Source organism: Actinoallomurus sp. NPDC052308, from assembly GCF_040679195.1.
GTDB lineage: Bacteria > Actinomycetota > Actinomycetes > Streptosporangiales > Streptosporangiaceae > Actinoallomurus > Actinoallomurus liliacearum.
On sequence record NZ_JBFAUM010000029.1, the window covers coordinates 23,792 to 40,681 of the forward strand.

At 70.4% G+C, this 16,890-nt stretch carries 18 protein-coding genes; 9 read left to right on the forward strand and 9 right to left on the reverse strand.

Annotated elements, in window-relative coordinates:
• Nucleotide 1: 1 nt before the first annotated feature.
• Genes AB0L00_RS38390 through AB0L00_RS38415 form a run of 6 tightly spaced genes read right to left on the reverse strand, consistent with a single transcriptional unit; the run spans nt 2 to nt 5,493 of the window.
• A complete protein-coding gene (locus AB0L00_RS38390; RefSeq protein WP_364442415.1) occupies nt 2-850 on the reverse strand; it encodes a fumarylacetoacetate hydrolase family protein in 849 nt (282 codons plus the stop codon).
• The gene (locus AB0L00_RS38395) at nt 843-1,790 is read right to left on the reverse strand and encodes a 3,4-dihydroxyphenylacetate 2,3-dioxygenase (RefSeq protein WP_364442417.1); all 948 of its coding nucleotides are present in this window, start codon (nt 1,788-1,790) and stop codon (nt 843-845) included. The genes AB0L00_RS38390 and AB0L00_RS38395 overlap by 8 nt, the downstream gene beginning before the upstream one ends.
• Nucleotides 1,783-3,252, reverse strand: a complete 1,470-nt coding sequence (locus AB0L00_RS38400; protein ID WP_364442419.1) for an aldehyde dehydrogenase — start codon at nt 3,250-3,252, stop codon at nt 1,783-1,785. The genes AB0L00_RS38395 and AB0L00_RS38400 overlap by 8 nt, the downstream gene beginning before the upstream one ends.
• Nucleotides 3,253-3,274: 22 nt before the next feature.
• The gene (locus AB0L00_RS38405; RefSeq protein ID WP_364442421.1) at nt 3,275-4,081 is read right to left on the reverse strand and encodes an acetoacetate decarboxylase family protein; all 807 of its coding nucleotides are present in this window, start codon (nt 4,079-4,081) and stop codon (nt 3,275-3,277) included.
• A gap of 10 nt (nt 4,082-4,091) precedes the next feature.
• Nucleotides 4,092-5,303 carry an FAD-dependent oxidoreductase gene (locus tag AB0L00_RS38410; protein ID WP_364442423.1) on the reverse strand — a complete coding sequence of 404 codons (1,212 nt, stop codon included), beginning with the start codon at nt 5,301-5,303 and terminating at the stop codon, nt 4,092-4,094.
• A gap of 1 nt (nt 5,304) precedes the next feature.
• Nucleotides 5,305-5,493 (reverse strand): ferredoxin, encoded by a 189-nt coding sequence (locus AB0L00_RS38415; RefSeq protein WP_364442424.1) that lies wholly within the window; start codon nt 5,491-5,493, stop codon nt 5,305-5,307.
• Between the two features lie 250 nt (nt 5,494-5,743).
• On the opposite strand from AB0L00_RS38415, the gene AB0L00_RS38420 reads away from it, so the two are divergent.
• Both AB0L00_RS38420 and AB0L00_RS38425 read left to right on the forward strand, forming a co-directional pair.
• Nucleotides 5,744-7,099 carry a glutamine synthetase family protein gene (locus AB0L00_RS38420; protein ID WP_364442426.1) on the forward strand — a complete coding sequence of 452 codons (1,356 nt, stop codon included), beginning with the start codon at nt 5,744-5,746 and terminating at the stop codon, nt 7,097-7,099.
• A gap of 34 nt (nt 7,100-7,133) precedes the next feature.
• Nucleotides 7,134-8,432, forward strand: coding sequence for a cytochrome P450 (locus tag AB0L00_RS38425; RefSeq protein WP_364442428.1), 1,299 nt, complete (start codon nt 7,134-7,136; stop codon nt 8,430-8,432).
• A 28-nt stretch (nt 8,433-8,460) separates the two neighbouring features.
• Here AB0L00_RS38425 and AB0L00_RS38430 read toward each other — a convergent pair whose 3' ends face one another.
• On the reverse strand, nt 8,461-9,345 hold the full coding sequence (locus AB0L00_RS38430; RefSeq protein ID WP_364442429.1) for a LysR family transcriptional regulator: 885 nt from the start codon (nt 9,343-9,345) through the stop codon (nt 8,461-8,463).
• Nucleotides 9,346-9,428: 83 nt separating this feature from the next.
• Here AB0L00_RS38430 and gabT point away from each other — a divergent pair, with 83 nt between their 5' ends.
• From gabT to AB0L00_RS38445, 3 genes are all read left to right on the forward strand, one after another.
• On the forward strand, nt 9,429-10,751 hold the full coding sequence (gene gabT, locus AB0L00_RS38435) for a 4-aminobutyrate--2-oxoglutarate transaminase (RefSeq protein ID WP_364442430.1): 1,323 nt from the start codon (nt 9,429-9,431) through the stop codon (nt 10,749-10,751).
• A gap of 11 nt (nt 10,752-10,762) precedes the next feature.
• A complete protein-coding gene (locus tag AB0L00_RS38440; RefSeq protein ID WP_364442432.1) occupies nt 10,763-12,154 on the forward strand; it encodes an NAD-dependent succinate-semialdehyde dehydrogenase in 1,392 nt (463 codons plus the stop codon).
• A gap of 101 nt (nt 12,155-12,255) precedes the next feature.
• Complete coding sequence (locus AB0L00_RS38445) at nt 12,256-12,765, forward strand: hypothetical protein (RefSeq protein ID WP_364442433.1); 510 nt, start codon at nt 12,256-12,258, stop codon at nt 12,763-12,765.
• A 123-nt stretch (nt 12,766-12,888) separates the two neighbouring features.
• Here the strand turns inward: AB0L00_RS38445 and AB0L00_RS38450 are convergent, their stop codons facing one another.
• Entirely contained in the window at nt 12,889-13,035 is a 147-nt protein-coding gene (locus tag AB0L00_RS38450) for a hypothetical protein (protein WP_364442434.1), read from the reverse strand.
• Nucleotides 13,036-13,121: 86 nt separating this feature from the next.
• On the opposite strand from AB0L00_RS38450, the gene AB0L00_RS38455 reads away from it, so the two are divergent.
• The 3 genes from AB0L00_RS38455 (at nt 13,122) to AB0L00_RS38465 (ending at nt 15,752) form a co-directional block, all read left to right on the forward strand.
• The gene (locus tag AB0L00_RS38455) at nt 13,122-13,637 is read left to right on the forward strand and encodes a GyrI-like domain-containing protein (RefSeq protein WP_364442436.1); all 516 of its coding nucleotides are present in this window, start codon (nt 13,122-13,124) and stop codon (nt 13,635-13,637) included.
• A 203-nt stretch (nt 13,638-13,840) separates the two neighbouring features.
• Nucleotides 13,841-14,899, forward strand: a complete 1,059-nt coding sequence (locus tag AB0L00_RS38460) for a hypothetical protein (RefSeq protein WP_364442438.1) — start codon at nt 13,841-13,843, stop codon at nt 14,897-14,899.
• A 373-nt stretch (nt 14,900-15,272) separates the two neighbouring features.
• On the forward strand, nt 15,273-15,752 hold the full coding sequence (locus tag AB0L00_RS38465; RefSeq protein ID WP_364442440.1) for a hypothetical protein: 480 nt from the start codon (nt 15,273-15,275) through the stop codon (nt 15,750-15,752).
• Nucleotides 15,753-15,981: 229 nt separating this feature from the next.
• Here AB0L00_RS38465 and AB0L00_RS38470 read toward each other — a convergent pair whose 3' ends face one another.
• Complete coding sequence (locus tag AB0L00_RS38470) at nt 15,982-16,209, reverse strand: hypothetical protein (RefSeq protein WP_364442441.1); 228 nt, start codon at nt 16,207-16,209, stop codon at nt 15,982-15,984.
• Between AB0L00_RS38470 and AB0L00_RS38475 the strand changes: the two genes are divergently transcribed.
• Nucleotides 16,210-16,515, forward strand: coding sequence for a hypothetical protein (locus tag AB0L00_RS38475; RefSeq protein WP_364442442.1), 306 nt, complete (start codon nt 16,210-16,212; stop codon nt 16,513-16,515).
• Nucleotides 16,516-16,890: the final 375 nt, after the last annotated feature.

The window sequence follows — 16,890 nt, forward strand, 5'->3', positions numbered from 1 at the left end:
CTCACCCCCGTTTGGGCGGGCGGATGCCGCGGAACTCCCAGTCGCCGCCCAGGGCGGTGGACAGGACCTCCTCGGACTCGGTGGGCTGGGCGCCCACGTCGGTACGGATCGGGGTCGGGCCGGCGACGATGTGGTTCGAGAGCCGTCCCAGGCCCTCCACCTCGACCTCCACCACGTCACCGGGCCGGACCGGGCGGGAGTTGGCCGGGGTGCCGGAGAGCAGGACGTCGCCGGGGTAGAGCGTGATGGTGCGGGCGATGTCCGCGACGAGGTAGTGCATGTCCCACTCCATCTCGTCCGTCGAACCGTCCTGCGCCAGTTCCCCGTTGACGTAGGTGCGCAGGTACTTGCCGTGGAAGTCCCAGTCGGTGACCAGGCCCGGGCCGAGCGGGCACAGCGTGTCGGAGCCCTTCACGCGCAGCATCGAACCCGCGTCGGTGTCGCGGAAGTCGTGCAGGCCGTAGTCGTTGGCCACGGTGTACCCGGCGATGTACTCCCCCGCCTCGGCCGGGGAGACGTTGCGACAGGTACGGCCGATGACGATGGCCACCTCACCCTCGTAGTTGAGCCACTTGCAACCCTCGGGGCGGACGACCGCGCCCTTGTGGGAGTTGAGCGCCGAGGTGGGCTTGTGGAAGTACGTCGGCGCCGGGCTCAGCCTCGTCTGGAACTCCTCGACGCGGCTGCGGTGGTTGAGGTGGACGGCGATGACCTTGGACGGCACCACGGGAGGCAGGTGCCGCGCCTCCTCGGTCTTGACGCGGCGGCCGTCCCCGGCGACGAGTTCGTCGCCCTCCCGGACGACCTGGACGGCGGCGCCGTCCAGGAGGATACGGCGGTACTCAGGCATCTGCGGGCTCCCGGTGCGGGTCGGTGTGGTGGTGTGGCGTGTGGCCGCCGCGCGGCGCGGTCCAGCCGCCCTCGGGGCGGTCGAACCAGAGGTGGACCTGGCCGGTGCCGATCGAGTTCTCGTACTCGCCGTACTGGCGGGCGGTCGCGGCGCAGGCGTGCTCGCCGAGCGCGCCGATCATCATCAGGTAGTGGAAGAACTTCGCCTCCGGCTTGTACCGCCAGAACTCGTCCATGGTGTCCAGGACGCGGTCGTGGCGGCCGTCCTTGAACCAGGCGATGCGCTCGTAGTCGGCCGCGCGGGCCTCGGGGGTGAAGATGTGGCGGGGGTCGCCGGCCTCGTGGTCGCGCAGCTCGCGCAGCGGCCAGAAGGTGTGCGAGAGGGCCCCGGAGGCGATGAGCAGCACCCGGCGTCCGGGCGTGGCGGCGATGCCGTCGGCCAGGGCCCGGCCCAGACGAAGGTGGTCCTCCATGTCGCCGGTCTGGCACACGCCGATGGTCACCCACCGCTTGTCCGGCAGTCCCTCGCCGAGGTACTTCCAGAGGTTGATGGTGGCGTAGTAGATCGGCAGGTACTCGTCGTCGATCGGCGTGATCCAGGTGCCGTGCTTCTCGGCGAACGAGGCCACGTTGCGGGCGAGTTCGGGGTCGCCGGGGAAGTCGTACGGCACCCGGCACATGCCACGCGGCAGTTCCTCGGAGGTGAACAGGCCGGCCCGGCGCTGCTGCGCGGTGACGACGAACTCCACGGTGGTGGCCCAGTGCGAGTCCAGGACGACGACGGTGTCGTAGTCGTCGCGCTCGAAGACCTCGCGGCGCAGTTGCCGCAGGCCGGTGACGAGCGTGATCTCCTTGCCCTCGTTCAGCTCGAGCCGGTCCGCCTCGGGGAGCACGATGGTCGGGACATGCGCGAGCAGGCCCGCCCCGACGATCTCACCCATGGTTCCTCCAGCCGTTGGGCGCGGTGACGGTGTTCTTGACGTCGCAGTAGAAGTCGAAGCTCCAATCGCCGCCCTCGCGGCCGACGCCCGACTCGCGGGAGCCGCCGAACGGCGCCTGCAGGTCGCGGACGAAGAAGCAGTTGACCCAGACCGTGCCCGCGACCAGCTGCGCGCCGACCCGCTCGGCCCGCTCCCGGTCCCCGGTGGCGACGGTCGCGGCGAGCCCGAAACGGGTGTCGTTGGCCAGCCGGACGGCCTCGTCCTCGGTGTCGAAGGTCTGCAGCACCAGGACCGGGCCGAAGACCTCCTCCTGCACGATCTCGCTGTCCTGCGCGACGTCCGTCAGCAGCGTCGGCCGGTAGTAGAGGCCGCCGAGCTCCTCGTTGGGCGTCCCGCCGATGACGGCGCGGGCGCCCGCGGTCAGCGCTCGCTGGACGAAGCCGTCGATCTTCTCGAGCTGCCGCTGGTGGATGTTGGGGCCGATGTCGGTGGCCTCGTCGCGCGGGTCGCCCTGCTGGAGCGCCGACGCCTTCGCGACGAAGCGCCGGGTGAACTCCTCCGCGACCGAGGACTCCACGAGCAGCCGGGTGCCGGAGAGGCAGACCTGCCCGGCGTTGTCGTACTGCTCGACCGCCAGGTCCACCGCCAGGTCGAGGTCGGCGTCCGCGAAGACCAGCAGCGGGGACTTGCCGCCGAGTTCGAGGCTGAGCGGGGTGAGGTTGGCGGCGGCCGCGGCGGCGATGGCCTTCGCGGTGGGGACGGAGCCGGTGAAGCTGATCCGGCGTGCGTCCGGGTGCGAGACCAGAGCGCTGCCGACCTCGCCGCCGTAGCCCTGGACGACGTTGAGGACGCCCGCGGGCAGCCCGGCCTCGGCGGCGATGTCCGCCAGCAGCGAGGCCGTGAGCGGGGACCACTCGGCCGGTTTGAGGACCACGGTGTTGCCGGCGGCGAGCGCCGGGGCGACCTTCCAGGTGGACAGCATCAGCGGCGCGTTCCACGGCGTGATGAGCACGCAGGGACCGGCCGGGTCCCACGACACGTGGTTGGTGTGGCCCCGCGTCTCGAAGTCCTCGTGCTCCAGTTGCAGCAGCCAGTCCGCGAAGAAGCGGAAGTTGTGGGCGACGCGTGGCATGACGCCACGCCGGTGCGAGCGCAGCAGCGCGCCGTTGTCGCTGGTCTCCACGATCGCCAGCTCTTCCAGCCGCTTCTCGACCCCGTCGGCGATCGCGTGGAGGAGGCGGGCCCGCTCGGCCCGCGGGGTGGCCGCCCACGCCGGGAACGCCGCCTTGGCCGCGGCCATGGCCGCGTCGGCCTCGGCCGCGCCGCCCCGGGCGATCTCGCCGAGAACAGCGCCGTCGATCGGCGAGTGGTCGGTGAAGGTCTCGGCGGAGCCGACGCGGCGGCCGCCGATCCAGTGCCGGGTGTCGATGGCGACCCCGGCGACGATGGTCCTGTCCGTCATGTTCGTCTCTCCTGTCGGGTCGTCACTCGGCGCCGGAGGTTCCGGACTCCAGCAGGCGTCCGCCGTCCCACACCACGCCGACCTGGCGGTAGTAGGCGGCGATCGGCTCGCGGATCTCCAGCCGGGCCAGTTCCTCGGTGGGCGCCTCGAACAGCTCAAGGTCCGCGTCGCCGACCCATGGCCGCCCGCCCTCGAAGGACGCGGCGCCGGACTCGATCAGCTCGTCCAGGGCCAGGCCCTTGCCCTTCTCGATCGAGGGCAGCCAGCGGTGGTGCGCCATCGGGTGGCCGTTGACGAAGCCGTTGGTCTCCGAGGGCTCCCGCAGCGTGACCACGGCCTGGGCCAGGCGCCGGTCCGCGGCGGCGAGCGTGGCGCCGAAGGTGGCGCCCTCCTCGATCCGCGGCGCCGGCCCGTACGGGTGCGGACGCGTCATGTGGATGGAGCCGAACTTCTTCGGGTAGCCCTGGTGCAGCCCGCGGGCGATCGCGAAGTCCTTGTCGACCCAGATGTAGACGCAGCGGGTGTAGGTGCGCCCCTGGTACTTGCACCGGACGACGGCGAACGCCTCCTTGTACTGCGAGCGCACCGGGTCGAGCAGTTCCTCGCCCGAGGCGGAGCAGGACTGCCAGTCGGCCCAGATGAGCGCGACCGCGCCGGGGTCCTCGTCGGCCGGCTCCAGCGGCTCGGGCAGGAGTTCGCGCACCCGCGCCGGATCGGTGCGGTACTCCACGGTGAGCAGGTCCCCGGAGTAGCGCCATGGAGGCGAGGGGATCAGTGATGACGACCCCGTCGCCGTCTTGGGGTGGAAGTAGCCGTGCACGCCGGCCATGGGAGTCTCCTTACGCGGTGAGGGCGGGCTGCTTGAGCAACCGGGCGCGGTGGCGGGCGGCGCTCATGGCGGCGGCATGGCCGCCGAGGGCGACGACGCCGACGAGCAGGCCGTCGCGGTGGTAGCCGACGAGGACGTCGCCGTCGAGGTCGCCGTCCAGCACGCGCACGTCGCCCTTGCCCAGCGCGGGTACGCCGAAGGACTGCAGGCGGAAGTCGTGCTGGTCGCTCCAGAACGTCGGCAGCGGCGCGAACGGCGCCGGGACCGGCTCGGCGCCGGTGAGGTGGGCGACGAGGGTCTTCGCCGCGTGCTTGGCCGTGTCGGTGGGGATCGACCAGTGCTCGACCCGGCGCGGCGTGCCGTCGTACCGCGCGTTGGGGAAGCGGGCCACGTCGCCGACCGCGACCACGTACGGCAGGCCGCCGACCCGCAGATGGTCATCGGTGAGCACGCCGTCGGACAGGTCCAGCCCGTTGCCGTCCAGCCATTCCGTGTTGGCGACCGAGCCGACCGACTCCACCACCACGTCGGCGGGAAGCACGGAGCCGTCACCGAGGAGGACGCCGGTGACGCGGTCCTCGCCCATGAAGCCCGCGACGGCGGTCCCCAGCGCGAACCGCACCCCGCGCGCTCGGTGGCGGTCGAGCAGCGCGCGGGCCAGGGTCTCCCCCAGCGGCCCGACCATGGGCAGCGGCAGCGGATCGACGACGGTGACCTCGGCGACGCCGAGCCCGACGGCCGTCGCGGCCACCTCGCAGCCGATGAAGCCCGCGCCGACGACCACCAGCCGCGCCCCGGGCCGGGTCAGCTCCGCGCGGAGGGCCTGCGCGTCGGCGAGGGTCCGCACGGTGTGACGTCCCGCGAGCGGGCCCGGGCAGGGCAGCCGCCTCGGACGCATCCCGGTGGCGACGACCAGCCCGTCGAACGGCAGTTCCCCGCCGTCGTCCAGGGCGACGACCCGCTCCGCCAGCCGGGCGGAGGCGACGCGCGTGCCGAGCCGCCACTCCACGTCGGCGGCGGAGGCCTTCGGGGTGAAGGCGAGGGACTCGAACGGCGCCTTCCCCGCCAGCACCTCCTTGGACAGCGGCGGGCGGTTGTACGGCATGTGCGGCTCGTCACCGACCACGGTGATCGCCCCGGTCCACCCGGCGGCGCGCAGTTGCTCGGCGGCGCGCAGACCGCCCAGCGAGGCGCCGGCGACGACGACACGTCCAGCGGCCATGTCAGTCTTCGATCCGGATCGCCTGCAGCGGACACACGTCGGCGGCCTCTTCGACCTCCTCGCGCAGGGCGTCGTCCGGCTCGCTGACGTAGGCCAGGCGCCCGTCGTCGTCGAACCGGAAGACCTCCGGGGCCGCGAAGACGCACTGGCCGTGGTCCTGGCACTTGTTCATGTCGACGACGACCTTCATGGCCGGTCCTCCTCCGAGACGAGGGCGTGGAGCGCGGAGCGGCAGGCGGCGCTCCCGCCATACCGTTTGGCTTCAAACAAAATAGGAGGGCACCTCGACCCGGTCAATACCTATCCACATGGATAATTTTGTGCGGCGAACCTCTTGCGCCGCGATGGCCGCCTCCTTACCGTTTGAGGCCAAACATCAAGCTCCCGGCGACGGGCCCGTCATGGCACGCCGTCCCACCGACTCGCCCAAGGAGACCTCGGTGAGCGCACCTGACACCTCAGACGTCCGCCCCCACCTGAACCGGCTCGCCGAAGAGGGCATCGACGTCGTCCGGGTCACCTATCCGGACCTGATCGGCACCGACCGCGCCCGCGACGTCCTCCTGCACAGCCTGCCGGCGGCCCAGGAGCACGGCCTGGCCTTCTGCCGAGCCGTCTATCACACCAGCCCGCAGGGCGATGTCGTCCCGGTCGCCGGAGGGCTGGACGCGGGCCTGCCCGACATCTGCGTACGCCCGGACCTGTCCACCCTGGCGCCTCTGCCCTGGGAACCCGGCGTCGCCTGGTGTCTCGGCGAGGCCACCGACCCCGTGACCGGAGACCCCGCCGCAGAGTCCCCCCGCGACCTGCTGCGCACGGTCCTCGCGCGCGCCGCCGAGGCCGGAGTACGCCCCGTCGTCGGCCCCGAGCTGGAGTACTTCCTCCTCGAACCGGCCCCCGACCGCCCGACCGGCTGGCGCCGCGCCCCGGAGACCGCGGGCGCCGTCTACACCGCCGGGCTGCGCGCCGACCCGAACAACCACCTGCTGCGCACCCTCCGGCGGCTGCACGACCTGGGCATCGGCGTCATCACCGGCAACCACGAGTTCGACGGCGGCCAGTACGAGATCAACCTCACCCACTCCGACGCCCTGGACGCCGCCGACCGCGCCTTCCGTTTCAAGGCGGCGGTCAAGGAACTCGCCCGGCAGGAGGGCAGGCTGGCCACCTTCATGGCCAAGCCCTTCAACGACGCGGGCGGCTCCGGCTTCCATCTTCACCTCTCCTTCGAGGACGCCGAGGGCCGCAACGCCTTCGACGACCCCTCGGGCACGCACGGGCTCTCCCCCACCGCGCGGCACGCCCTGGCCGGCGTCCTCACCCACGCCCCCGCGCTGACGGCGCTGGCCAACCCCACCGTCAACTCCTACAAGCGCTTCGGACCCGACACCCTGGCCCCCTGGCTCATCGACTGGGGCCTGGACAAGCGCAGCGCCATGGTCCGGGTGCCGCCCGAGCGCGGCTCCGGCGCCCGGCTCGAACTACGCCTCGGCGACGCCAGCGCCAACCCCTACCTGCTCATCGCCGGCGCCATCGCGGCCGCGCTCCTCGGTGTCCAGGACGGCAAGGAACCGCCGGCCCCGATCGAGGGCTACGGGTACGACACCACCAAGGCGGCCGTCCTGCCCATGGACCTCTCCACCGCGCTGGACGCCCTGGAGGCGGACACCGCCCTCACCGAGGCCCTCGGCAAGGACTTCACCACGGCCTTCCTCACGTACAAGCGCAACGAGGTCGAGCGCTTCCACCGGCACGTCACCGACTGGGAGTTCACCGAGTACGCCTACCACCTGTGATCCACCACCCGTGACGTCAAGGAGACCGAGCACCGTGACCACCTCCCCCATCCTGTCCTCCGTCGGCGAAGCCGTGCGGGAACCGATGCCGCTCGCCGATGTGGACCTTGCCGATCCGGACAACTTCCTCGACGGCGTCACCCCCTGGCGGATGTTCCACACGCTGCGCCATCAGGACCCGGTGCACTGGCAGCCCGAGCCGGAACCCAACCACGGTTTCTGGGCCGTCACCCGCCACGCCGACATCGCCCGCGTCGACCGGGACGCGGAGACCTTCACCTCCACGAAGTTCGTCAACCTCGAAGAGGTCGACGACGACCAGATCAAGAAGCGCGCCTCCATCCTGGAGCTGGACGGCGTCCGCCACCGCGCCCTGCGCAGTCTGCTCCAGCGGCAGTTCGGGGCGCGCACCATCAACGGCTACGGCGACTTCCTGCGCGGCCTGACCGCCAGGACCCTGGACGCCGCGCTGGCCAAGGGGACCTTCGACTTCGTCAAGGACGTGTCCGCGGACTTCCCCATCAACGTCCTCGCCCGGCTGCTCGACGTCCCGGAGGAGGACAACAAGCAGCTCATCGAGTGGGGCAACCGCATCATCGGCAACACCGACCCCGACTACGCCGACGTGCTCCTGGGCAGCGAGGAGAGCGAGAAGTACCGCGACCTGCCCTTCCGCTCCCCCGCGTCGCTGGAGGTCTTCGCCTACGGCCGTGAGCTGGCCCGGCAGCGCCACGGCAAGGACGGCACGGACCTGATCTCCCGGCTCGTCAACGAGACCCCGCGCGACGGCGTGCCGCTGTCCCCGCAGGACTTCGACAACTACTTCCTGCTGCTCGTCGTCGCCGGCAACGAGACGACCCGGCACACCATCAGCCACTCCATGCTGGCCCTCATCCAGCACCCCGAGCAGCTCGCCCGTCTGCAGGAGGACCCCTCGCTCATCCCCACCGCCGTCGAGGAGTTCCTGCGCTGGGCCTCCCCCGTCTACCACTTCCGCCGCACCGCCACCCGCGACGTCGAGCTCGGCGGCAAGCAGGTCAAGGAGGGCGACAAGGTCGTCATGTGGTTCGCCTCCGGCAACCGCGACGAGGAGGTCTTCGGCGACCCGTACGACTTCGACGTCGCCCGCCACCCCAACGACCACGTGACCTTCGGCAAGGGCAGCCCGCACCTCTGCCTGGGCAACCTGCTGGCCCGCACCGAGATCCGCATCATGTTCGAGGAGCTCATCCCTCGCATCGCGGGCGTCCGCCTGGCCGGCGAGGTGCCCCGGGTCCGTTCCAACTTCGTCAACGGCATCAAGCGGCTCCCCGTCGAGGTCACCCTCGCCTGACGTCGTCCCGACGGCGCCGGGCGGGTGGCTACTCAGGGGGCAGCACGTCCGCTCCGTAGCGCCGCCCGCAGAAGGCCCGGAGCCGGTCCGCGATCCGCGCGAGCACGTCGCTCGCGTGATGGTCCGGATCCCAGGCGGCGTGCAGGGTGATCCGCAACGGTCCGTGCGCGCTCTCGACGCGCAGGCCGTGCAGCCCGAACCGCGGGTCGTCGGAGACCACGGCGACCCCGCGGCCCGCCGCCGCCAGCGCCTGCGCGACCTGGGCGTTGCCGCACTCGACGACGTCGGGCGCGGGCAGGCCGTCGGCCGCCAGCGCCTCCTCCAGGATCTGACGCGGCCGCAGGGACCGGTCGAGGACCACCAGCGGCTCGCCGAGCAGTTGGTCGAGCCCCACCGACGCGCGTCCCGCCCACCGGTGGTCCGTCGGCACATAGGCCCAGACCGGCAGGACCGCCAGCGCCCGCCGTCGCCACGAGGGGTGCGGCGCCTTCGTCACGATGGCGAGGTCGGCGCCGTGGTGCAGCGCCGTCGTCCCGGTCGTCTCGATGACCGTGGGAAGCGGATCCCGCGGGCCGAACGTCGCCAGGAACGGGGCGATCACGTCGGTCAGCGTCGTCGTCGGGGTCGCGATCGTCAGGCGCACGAGCCGCCCGGCGGCGAACGCCTCCGCCGCCGACAGCGCGTCGTCCGCGCGGCGCAGCACGTCGCGCGCGACCGGCAGGAACTGGCGGCCGGCGGCGGTCAGCCCCAGCGGGCCGCCCCGGCGGTCGAACAACGTGAGCTTCAGCTCGCGCTCGAGCTGCCGGATCTGCCGCGACAGCGCGGGCTGGGTCACCCGTACGACGTCCGCGGCCGCGCTCACCGACCCCCGCTCGGCCACCGCCACGAAGTAGCGCAGCGTCCGCAGCTCCATGCCCGTGAGTATGCCTCATCGGCATGGGTTCATGAGAGAACAAGCACTGGACGGCATACGGTGCGCGCTCCGACCATGGACGCATGACGCTTTCGACCGCATTGACCCAGGTCCGTCACCTGGAGACCGAGATTCCGGGACCGCGCTCCCGTGACCTCATGGCGCGCAAGCAGGAGGCCGTCGCGCGCGGAGTCGGCACGACCATGCCGGTGTTCGCCGTACGCGCCGGCGGCGGTGTGGTCGAGGACGTCGACGGTAACGTGCTGATCGACCTCGGCTCCGGCATCGCGGTGACGACGGTCGGCGCGAGCGCCCCCCGCGTCGTCGACGCGGTGCGCGAGCAGGCCGAGGCGTTCACCCACACCTGTTTCATGGTGACCCCGTACGAGGGCTATGTCGCGGTCGCCGAGCGGCTCAACCGGCTCACCCCGGGCACCCATGAGAAACGCTCGGTGCTGTTCAACTCGGGCGCGGAGGCCGTCGAGAACGCGATCAAGATCGCCCGCGTCGCGACGGGACGCCAGGCCGTCGTGGCCTTCGACCACGCCTATCACGGCCGTACGAACCTCACGATGGCGCTCACGGCCAAGTCCATGCCGTACAAGCAGGGCTTCGGCCCCTTCGCGCCGGAGGTCTACCGCGCGCCGTTGTCCTACCCCTACCGCGACGGCCTGGACGGACCCGCCGCGGCCCGCCGCGCCATCGACGTGATCGAGAAGCAGGTCGGCACGCCCGCCGCCCTCGTGATCGAGCCGATCCAGGGCGAGGGCGGGTTCATCGTCCCAGCCCCGGGGTTCCTGCCCGCGCTGGCCGAGTGGTGCCGCGCGAACGGCGTCGTGTTCATCGCCGACGAGGTGCAGAGCGGGTTCGCCCGCACCGGCGCCTTCTTCGCGAGCGAACATGAAGGCCTCGTCCCCGACCTCGTCGTCAGCGCGAAGGGCATCGCCGGCGGCCTGCCCCTGTCTGCCGTCACCGGCCGCGCCGAGATCATGGACGCCGTGCACGCGGGCGGCCTGGGCGGCACCTACGGCGGCAACCCGCTCGCCTGCGCCGCCGCGCTCGCGGCCATCGAGACGATCGAATCCGAAGGGCTCGTCGACCGCGCGCGCAAGATCGAGATGCTGATGAAGGACCGGCTGCTCCGGCTGCGGAAGGACGATCCCCGCATCGGGGACGTACGCGGCCGGGGCGCGATGCTCGCGTTCGAGCTCGTGCGCCCCGGTGGGGACGAACCCGACCCCGAGCTCGCCCGTGCGGTCTCGGCCGCCGCCCACCGGCAGGGCGTGATCGTGCTGACCTGCGGCACCTACGGCAACGTGCTGCGCTTCCTGCCGCCCCTGTCCATCAGCGATGAGCTGCTCGAAGACGCGATCGAGGTGCTGACCCGCGCCTTCGCCGAGAGCTGAGGGAGTCCACCATGAAGGAGTTCGACGTCGAGGATCCGGCGACCGGCCGGGTCGTCGCCACGGTCGCCGACGGCGGCCCGGCCGAGGCCACCGCCGCCGTCGACGCCGCCGCCGCGGCGGCCCGGGAGTGGGCGCGCACCCCGGCACGCCGCCGCTCGGAGATCCTGCACCGCGTGTTCGACCTGATGATGCGCGACCAGGAGGAACTGGCCGGGCTCATCGTCTCGGAGAACGGCAAGTCGGCGGCCGACGCCAGAGGTGAGGTCGCCTACGCGGCCGAGTTCTTCCGGTGGTACGCCGAAGAGGCCGTGCGTCCCGCCGGCGGCTACGGTCCGTCCCCGGCGGGCGGCACCCGTACGGTGGTGACGCAGCGCCCGGTCGGCGTCGCCGCGCTCGTGACCCCCTGGAACTTCCCCGCGGCCATGGCCACCCGCAAGATCGGGCCGGCGCTGGCGGCGGGCTGCACGGTCGTCCTCAAGCCCGCCGCCGAGACGCCGCTGACCGCCCTCGCGATCGGGCGCCTGCTGTCCGAGGCCGGTGTCCCCGACGGCGTGGTCAACATCGTGACCACCACCGACGCGGCCGCGGTCGTGACGACCTGGCTTGAGGACGCCCGCGTGCGCAAGCTCTCCTTCACGGGCTCGACGCAGGTCGGGCGCGTGCTGCTGCGCCAGGCGGCCGACCGGGTGGTGAACGCCTCGATGGAGCTGGGCGGCAACGCGCCCTTCGTGGTGACCGCGAACGCAGATCTCGACGCCGCCGTCTCCGGCGCGATGATCGCGAAATTCCGCAACGGCGGGCAGGCCTGCACCGCGGCCAACCGGTTCTACGTCCATGCCGACGTGGCCGAGGAGTTCCTCGCCCGGCTCGGCGAACGGGTCGCGGCGCTGAAGGTGGGACCGTCCTCGGACCCGCGGACGGAGATCGGCCCGCTGATCAGCGCCAAAGCCGTCGACGGCGTCACGGCGCTCGTCGAGTCGGCCCTCGCCGCCGGCGCACGGATCGTGGCGCGCGCCGAGCCTCCCGCCGACGGCAAGGGCCATTTCTTCCCGCCGATGGTGCTCGCCGACGTTCCCGCCGACGCCGAGATCGTCCAGCAGGAGATCTTCGGCCCGGTCGCACCCGTGGTGACCTGGGAGGATGAGGAGGAACTGCTGCGGATGGTCAACGATTCCGAGATGGGCCTGGCCGCCTATGTCTACGCCGGCGACCTGCAGCACGCCATACGGCTCGGCGAGGCGTTCGACGCGGGCATGGTCGGCGTCAACCGCGGCCTCGTCTCCGACCCGTCCGCGCCGTTCGGCGGCGTCAAACAGAGCGGCCTCGGCCGCGAGGGCGCCCGCGACGGCCTGCAGGAGTTCACCGAGACGCAGTACCTCTCCGTCGACTGGCCCGACGCCTGACACCGGACCGCGCCGGCCACGGCCGGCGCGGTCGATCCTGCCCACGGTACGGACACCTCGACATCATCTAACAGACATCTTCGTCTGTTAGATTGACGATCGTGACACCTGACGAGATGGTGCGCTCCGGGGTCGAGCGCGCCGAGCAGGGCGATGTCGCCGAGGCGGAGAGGCTTTTCCGCGCCGCCGCCGAGGCGGGGAACGTGACCGCGATGAACCGCTACGGCGTCCTGCTGGGCAAGCGGGGAGACGACTTCGGTCTCGCGAAGGCTTTCGACCAGGCGGGGTTGAGCGGCCTCACCCGCACCGGCACGGTCGCGGGCAAGCCGTGGTACGTCCCGCGTCAGCAGGTGATCAACTTCCGCGCGGCCTCTCCCGCAGTGGACACCTGGGCGCTCGCCGCGTGCCTGTACCAGGTCACAACCGGGCACTGGCCTCGGGAGTTCCCGCGCGGCGAGGATCCCTGGCGGGTCGTCCTGGAAACGCCGGCGACCCCGATCCGCCGCCACGATCCCGGCATTCCCCGGGCGATCGCCGAGGTCATCGACCACGCGCTCCAGGAACGCCCGCTATCGGCTTCCAAACCGCCGCCGAACTGCGCGACGCCCTGAGTCGCTGTTGGGTCCGGGCGGATACATCACAGCACGCCGCGTCCCGAGGGTACGGCGTCCACCAGGTGGTTCACGACCGCGTGAGCACGTGCGGGGGCGTGCGTCCGGGGTCGGCTGCCTGCATCACTCGCGGGTGCCGACCAGCTCCACGGCACGGGCTCGCAGGGCCGCGCCGATCGGAAGCACCGTGCCGATGAGCGCGAGCAGGGTGGAGACCCATCCAACGGCCCAAGCCGCTCCTTGACCCTGCCACAGCGTGAGGGCCGACACTCGAGAGCGTCATGTTCACCATCGGAGACTTCGCCAGGCACGGACGTGTCGAGGCGAGGCTCCGATCGATCGAGAACGAGAGTTCCATGCCGCAGGAAGACGTCGTCATCAGGCAACTGCCCGCCATCCGCCTGGCCGAGCTGAGCGGAACGGCTGCAAGCTTCAGCCCCGACGACACCGGCCCGCTCATCGGCGGGCTGTTCGACGAGCTGTGCCGACGGCTCGACTCTGCCGGAATCGCTCCGACCGGCCCCCGCACCGCCTACTTCGAGACCCCTGGCGAAGGCGACTACGGGATCGTCGTGCACGCCGGCCTCCCCGTTCCCCCAGGAGTCACCGGGGGCCCGGACTTCCAGGTCGTCTCGCTGCCCCCCGTCGAGCGCGCCGCCACGATCGTGCACCGCGGCATGATCCATGGCTTCTTGAGCACCAGCCAGCAACTGGTCCGCTGGATCGACGCGCACGGCTACCGATTCGACGGGCACGCGCGGGAGGTCACACTCAACTCCTCGAAGAATCCGGACGAGTGGGTCGCCGAGCTGCAGGCGCCGGTCGTCTGCCAGGACTCCACCCTACGCAGGTGCTCCGACCTGCATCGATGACCGGCTCACAAGATCGACTCGGCCAACCAGGGATCCGCCTATTGACCGAAGCCGGTGTTTTCGCCGGTCAGGGCCGCGCGGCCGGGGATCGGGGGGAGACTCCTGCTTTAGGCCCTTAGCCAGGCATAACGCTCAGCTGACAACACGCGCGTACATCACTTTGTACGCCTAAGGCTGGGCGAACCTGGACGAGGAGGACCGCCATGCGCCACAAGGGTATTCCCAGGATCGAGACGCTGAAAGCGACCAAGCGGCTGCCCCAGCGGTACAAGGTGCGCTGGGACCGCGGCACCAAGAGCTTCACCGACACTGACAGGGCCGAGGTGTTGCGGTTCGCGACGGACCTGGTCGCCGGCGACTACAACGACCCCCCCGACCAGAGCAAGCTGTACGGCAAGAAGGCTCGCGAGGCCAAGCGCAAGGCCGCTGCCACTTCGGAGGAAGATCGCAGCTTCCGCACGGTCGCCGAACGCTACCTCGACGCACTGGATGCAACGCCCGGCTACGTGCAGCGCTTTCGCGGCCAGCTGAAGAACCACGTCTATCCCGTCATCGGCGCCATGGACATCGGGGAGATACTGGTCGAGCACGTCGAGAGTGTGGCGATCAGGTCCAAGCTCGCGCCCAGCACCCGCGCTCGTCTAGTCAGCGGGCTGATGTCACCGATCTTCGACTACGCCATCGACCGTGAATGGCGGGTGCGTGCCAACCCATGCCGGGCCGTGGCCAAACTGATCAATGCAAAGCCCGTCATGCAGCCCACGCTCGAGCTCGCCGACGCCCCGATGTACCTCGAGCACTGCTACGGCGTCTCCGAACTTGTCGGTGACTTCGCCGTCCTGCTCTACGGCACGGGGCACCGCTGGCAAGAGGGCTCCTGTCTGAAGGTCTCCTCCGTTCGCCTGCTCCTGCGGAAACTGACCATCAGGGCGGTCGAGCGGGAAGCCACATCAGGCGTTGAGGTCGCCGTCGACCGCGGCAAGTCCGACGCCAGCTTCCGCGACTCTCCCCTGCCCGCCTCCGAAGAAGATCCGCTGATCGCCATGCTGACCCGCCGTACCGAGGGCCGCAAGCCGGACGAGTGGCTGTTCCTCAGCGAGAAAGGCATCGGATCTACTACGACATTATCCACGACGGCCTCAAAGACGCGCGAGCTCTTGCTCTGGCCGAAGATGGCTATAACGTCCACATCACCCCGCACGCGCTCCGCCGCGGGTTCTCCCAAGCCGTCCAGGACCGCGGCGCGACCGCCGATCAGATGAAGCTACTCCTCGGCCACGCACGTCTGACCGGAGCCACCGCACGCTATGCGGAGGAACGTCTCACACCAGCACACATCAGAGACCTGCAACCCCTTATCGCTGACCTCACCTGGCGGCGCAGCGACGGAGAGAAAGCCGAGCGACGGTTCAAGAACCCTGACTGAGAAACGAACACCGACGCCCCGTCGCCTGCTTGACGTCTCAGCTCGACTCCGCAAGCGCTGACGCGCCGCTGACCCCGCATCCGTATAGTCCCCGATTTACATCGAATGTCGGTTTCTTTATCGGCCGGGGGTCAGGCGCGCATACGCGAAAACAACCTCTCCCTTAGCCACCCCAAGGGCATGGTCACAGTAGAAGGACCTGGAGAATAATGACAAACCCGAACCCCGATAGGGAACGCCGCACTCCACGGCGAACTGTCCGCGCCACCGAAACCAGCGAGTACGCCGCGTTCGTGCTGCGCGTTCTGAAAAGCCTCGGCGACCGGATCGCCGACGACCCGGCCATGCTCGCCCACATACCGGCCATCCAGCAGGCCGTCACAGACAACATCAACCGCGGCATCTACACAGCCAAGAACAAGGACTGGCAGCCCTACTCCCTCGCCGAGATGGGCCGGATCATGGGCTGCAGCTACCAGGCCATCCAACAACGCGTTGAACGCGGTCAGGCCGCCCACGTCAAACTCCAGGTCACGACCACCAGCGGGGCCGTAATTCGGATCGCGGACGTACGAGCCCAGCGAGCCGCCGCACTCGCTGCAGCCAACGTCAACGACGTCACCGGATCAGCGCGTGAACGCAACGTGTTGAAAGCTACCGGGACGGAGGACTCCCGCGAGCGCAGATGACCGGCGTCCTGCGTCGGCCCTATGCAGAGCCCGGATGTTGCGGTTGGGGCGGCAGGCTGAAATCGCCGCCCCAACCGACCTGCCGGAGAATCACACGCCCGCGCAGCCAAGGAGCAATCAGGCCTTCGGTACCTGACGCGCGCCTGTCAGCCGGGGACAGCACGCCCATCGGCGAGCCGTGTTTCGGCGGGTTCGCTGGCATGCTCCCGGCCGGGCCGGCTCGCTGGGTTCAGGCTTCGATGAAGACCAAGTCCTCCGGCGGGTGGGTGAGCCGTACGGTCCGCCCGCCGGTTACCTCCACCACGGTGTCGAACCCGGTGACATGGGTATCCGGGATGATGATGAGGCGGTCGCCGCGGTTGGCCAGGAAGTCGCGGAACCCATCGAGGGAGGCGTTCCCGGCGCCGAGGGTGAAGTAGTCGACGAGGCGGCGGAACAGCTTCAGCAGGATCGGCACTTGCTCGTCGAGGTCGGTGTGCGCGCGGATATACGCCGCTCAAAGCAGACGCCGGATGGCCGTAGCAAGTATCTGGCGATCGTAAAGTCCGGGCAGGGGTGGACGGGCGCGGTGGCCTACATCCATCGAGCGCGCGTCGATTTCCGCCTCCAGCATGAGGACGTCGCGGACCAGGGGCCGCGTGTCGAGCGTAAGCGGGTGGATGATCCGGCCGGAGAGTTCCATGTCGCTCTGCGCCGTCAGACGTTGCAGGACGTGGACACGGCGGTCGAACTCACTCGTCGCGCGACAGCGAAGGTGGGTTGATCCAGCCACACCGACGTAACCGACTCGGAGATCCGCTGCGAGGCGTCACCTTGCAGCGGATCGAACTTTTGTTCGATGATGCATGGTTATGGAGCTGCCGGACGTCACCAAGGGCATGTCTCCCCTGGCGGATCTTGCGCTCGTGCCCGTGCTGCCGGTGTTGCACGATTTGATTCCCGCGAGGGGGCTGCGTCCTGGCTCGGTCACGTGCGTGGAGGAGTCGGTGACGTTGGCACTCACGCTGACCGCCGGTCTTGGCGAGCAGTGGTGCGGACTCGTCGGTGTGCCGGAGGCGAACGTGAACGCCGCCGCGGCGATGGGCGGCCAAGACGGCGGTCTGGATCCGGAGCGGGTACTGCTCGTCGATAACCCCGG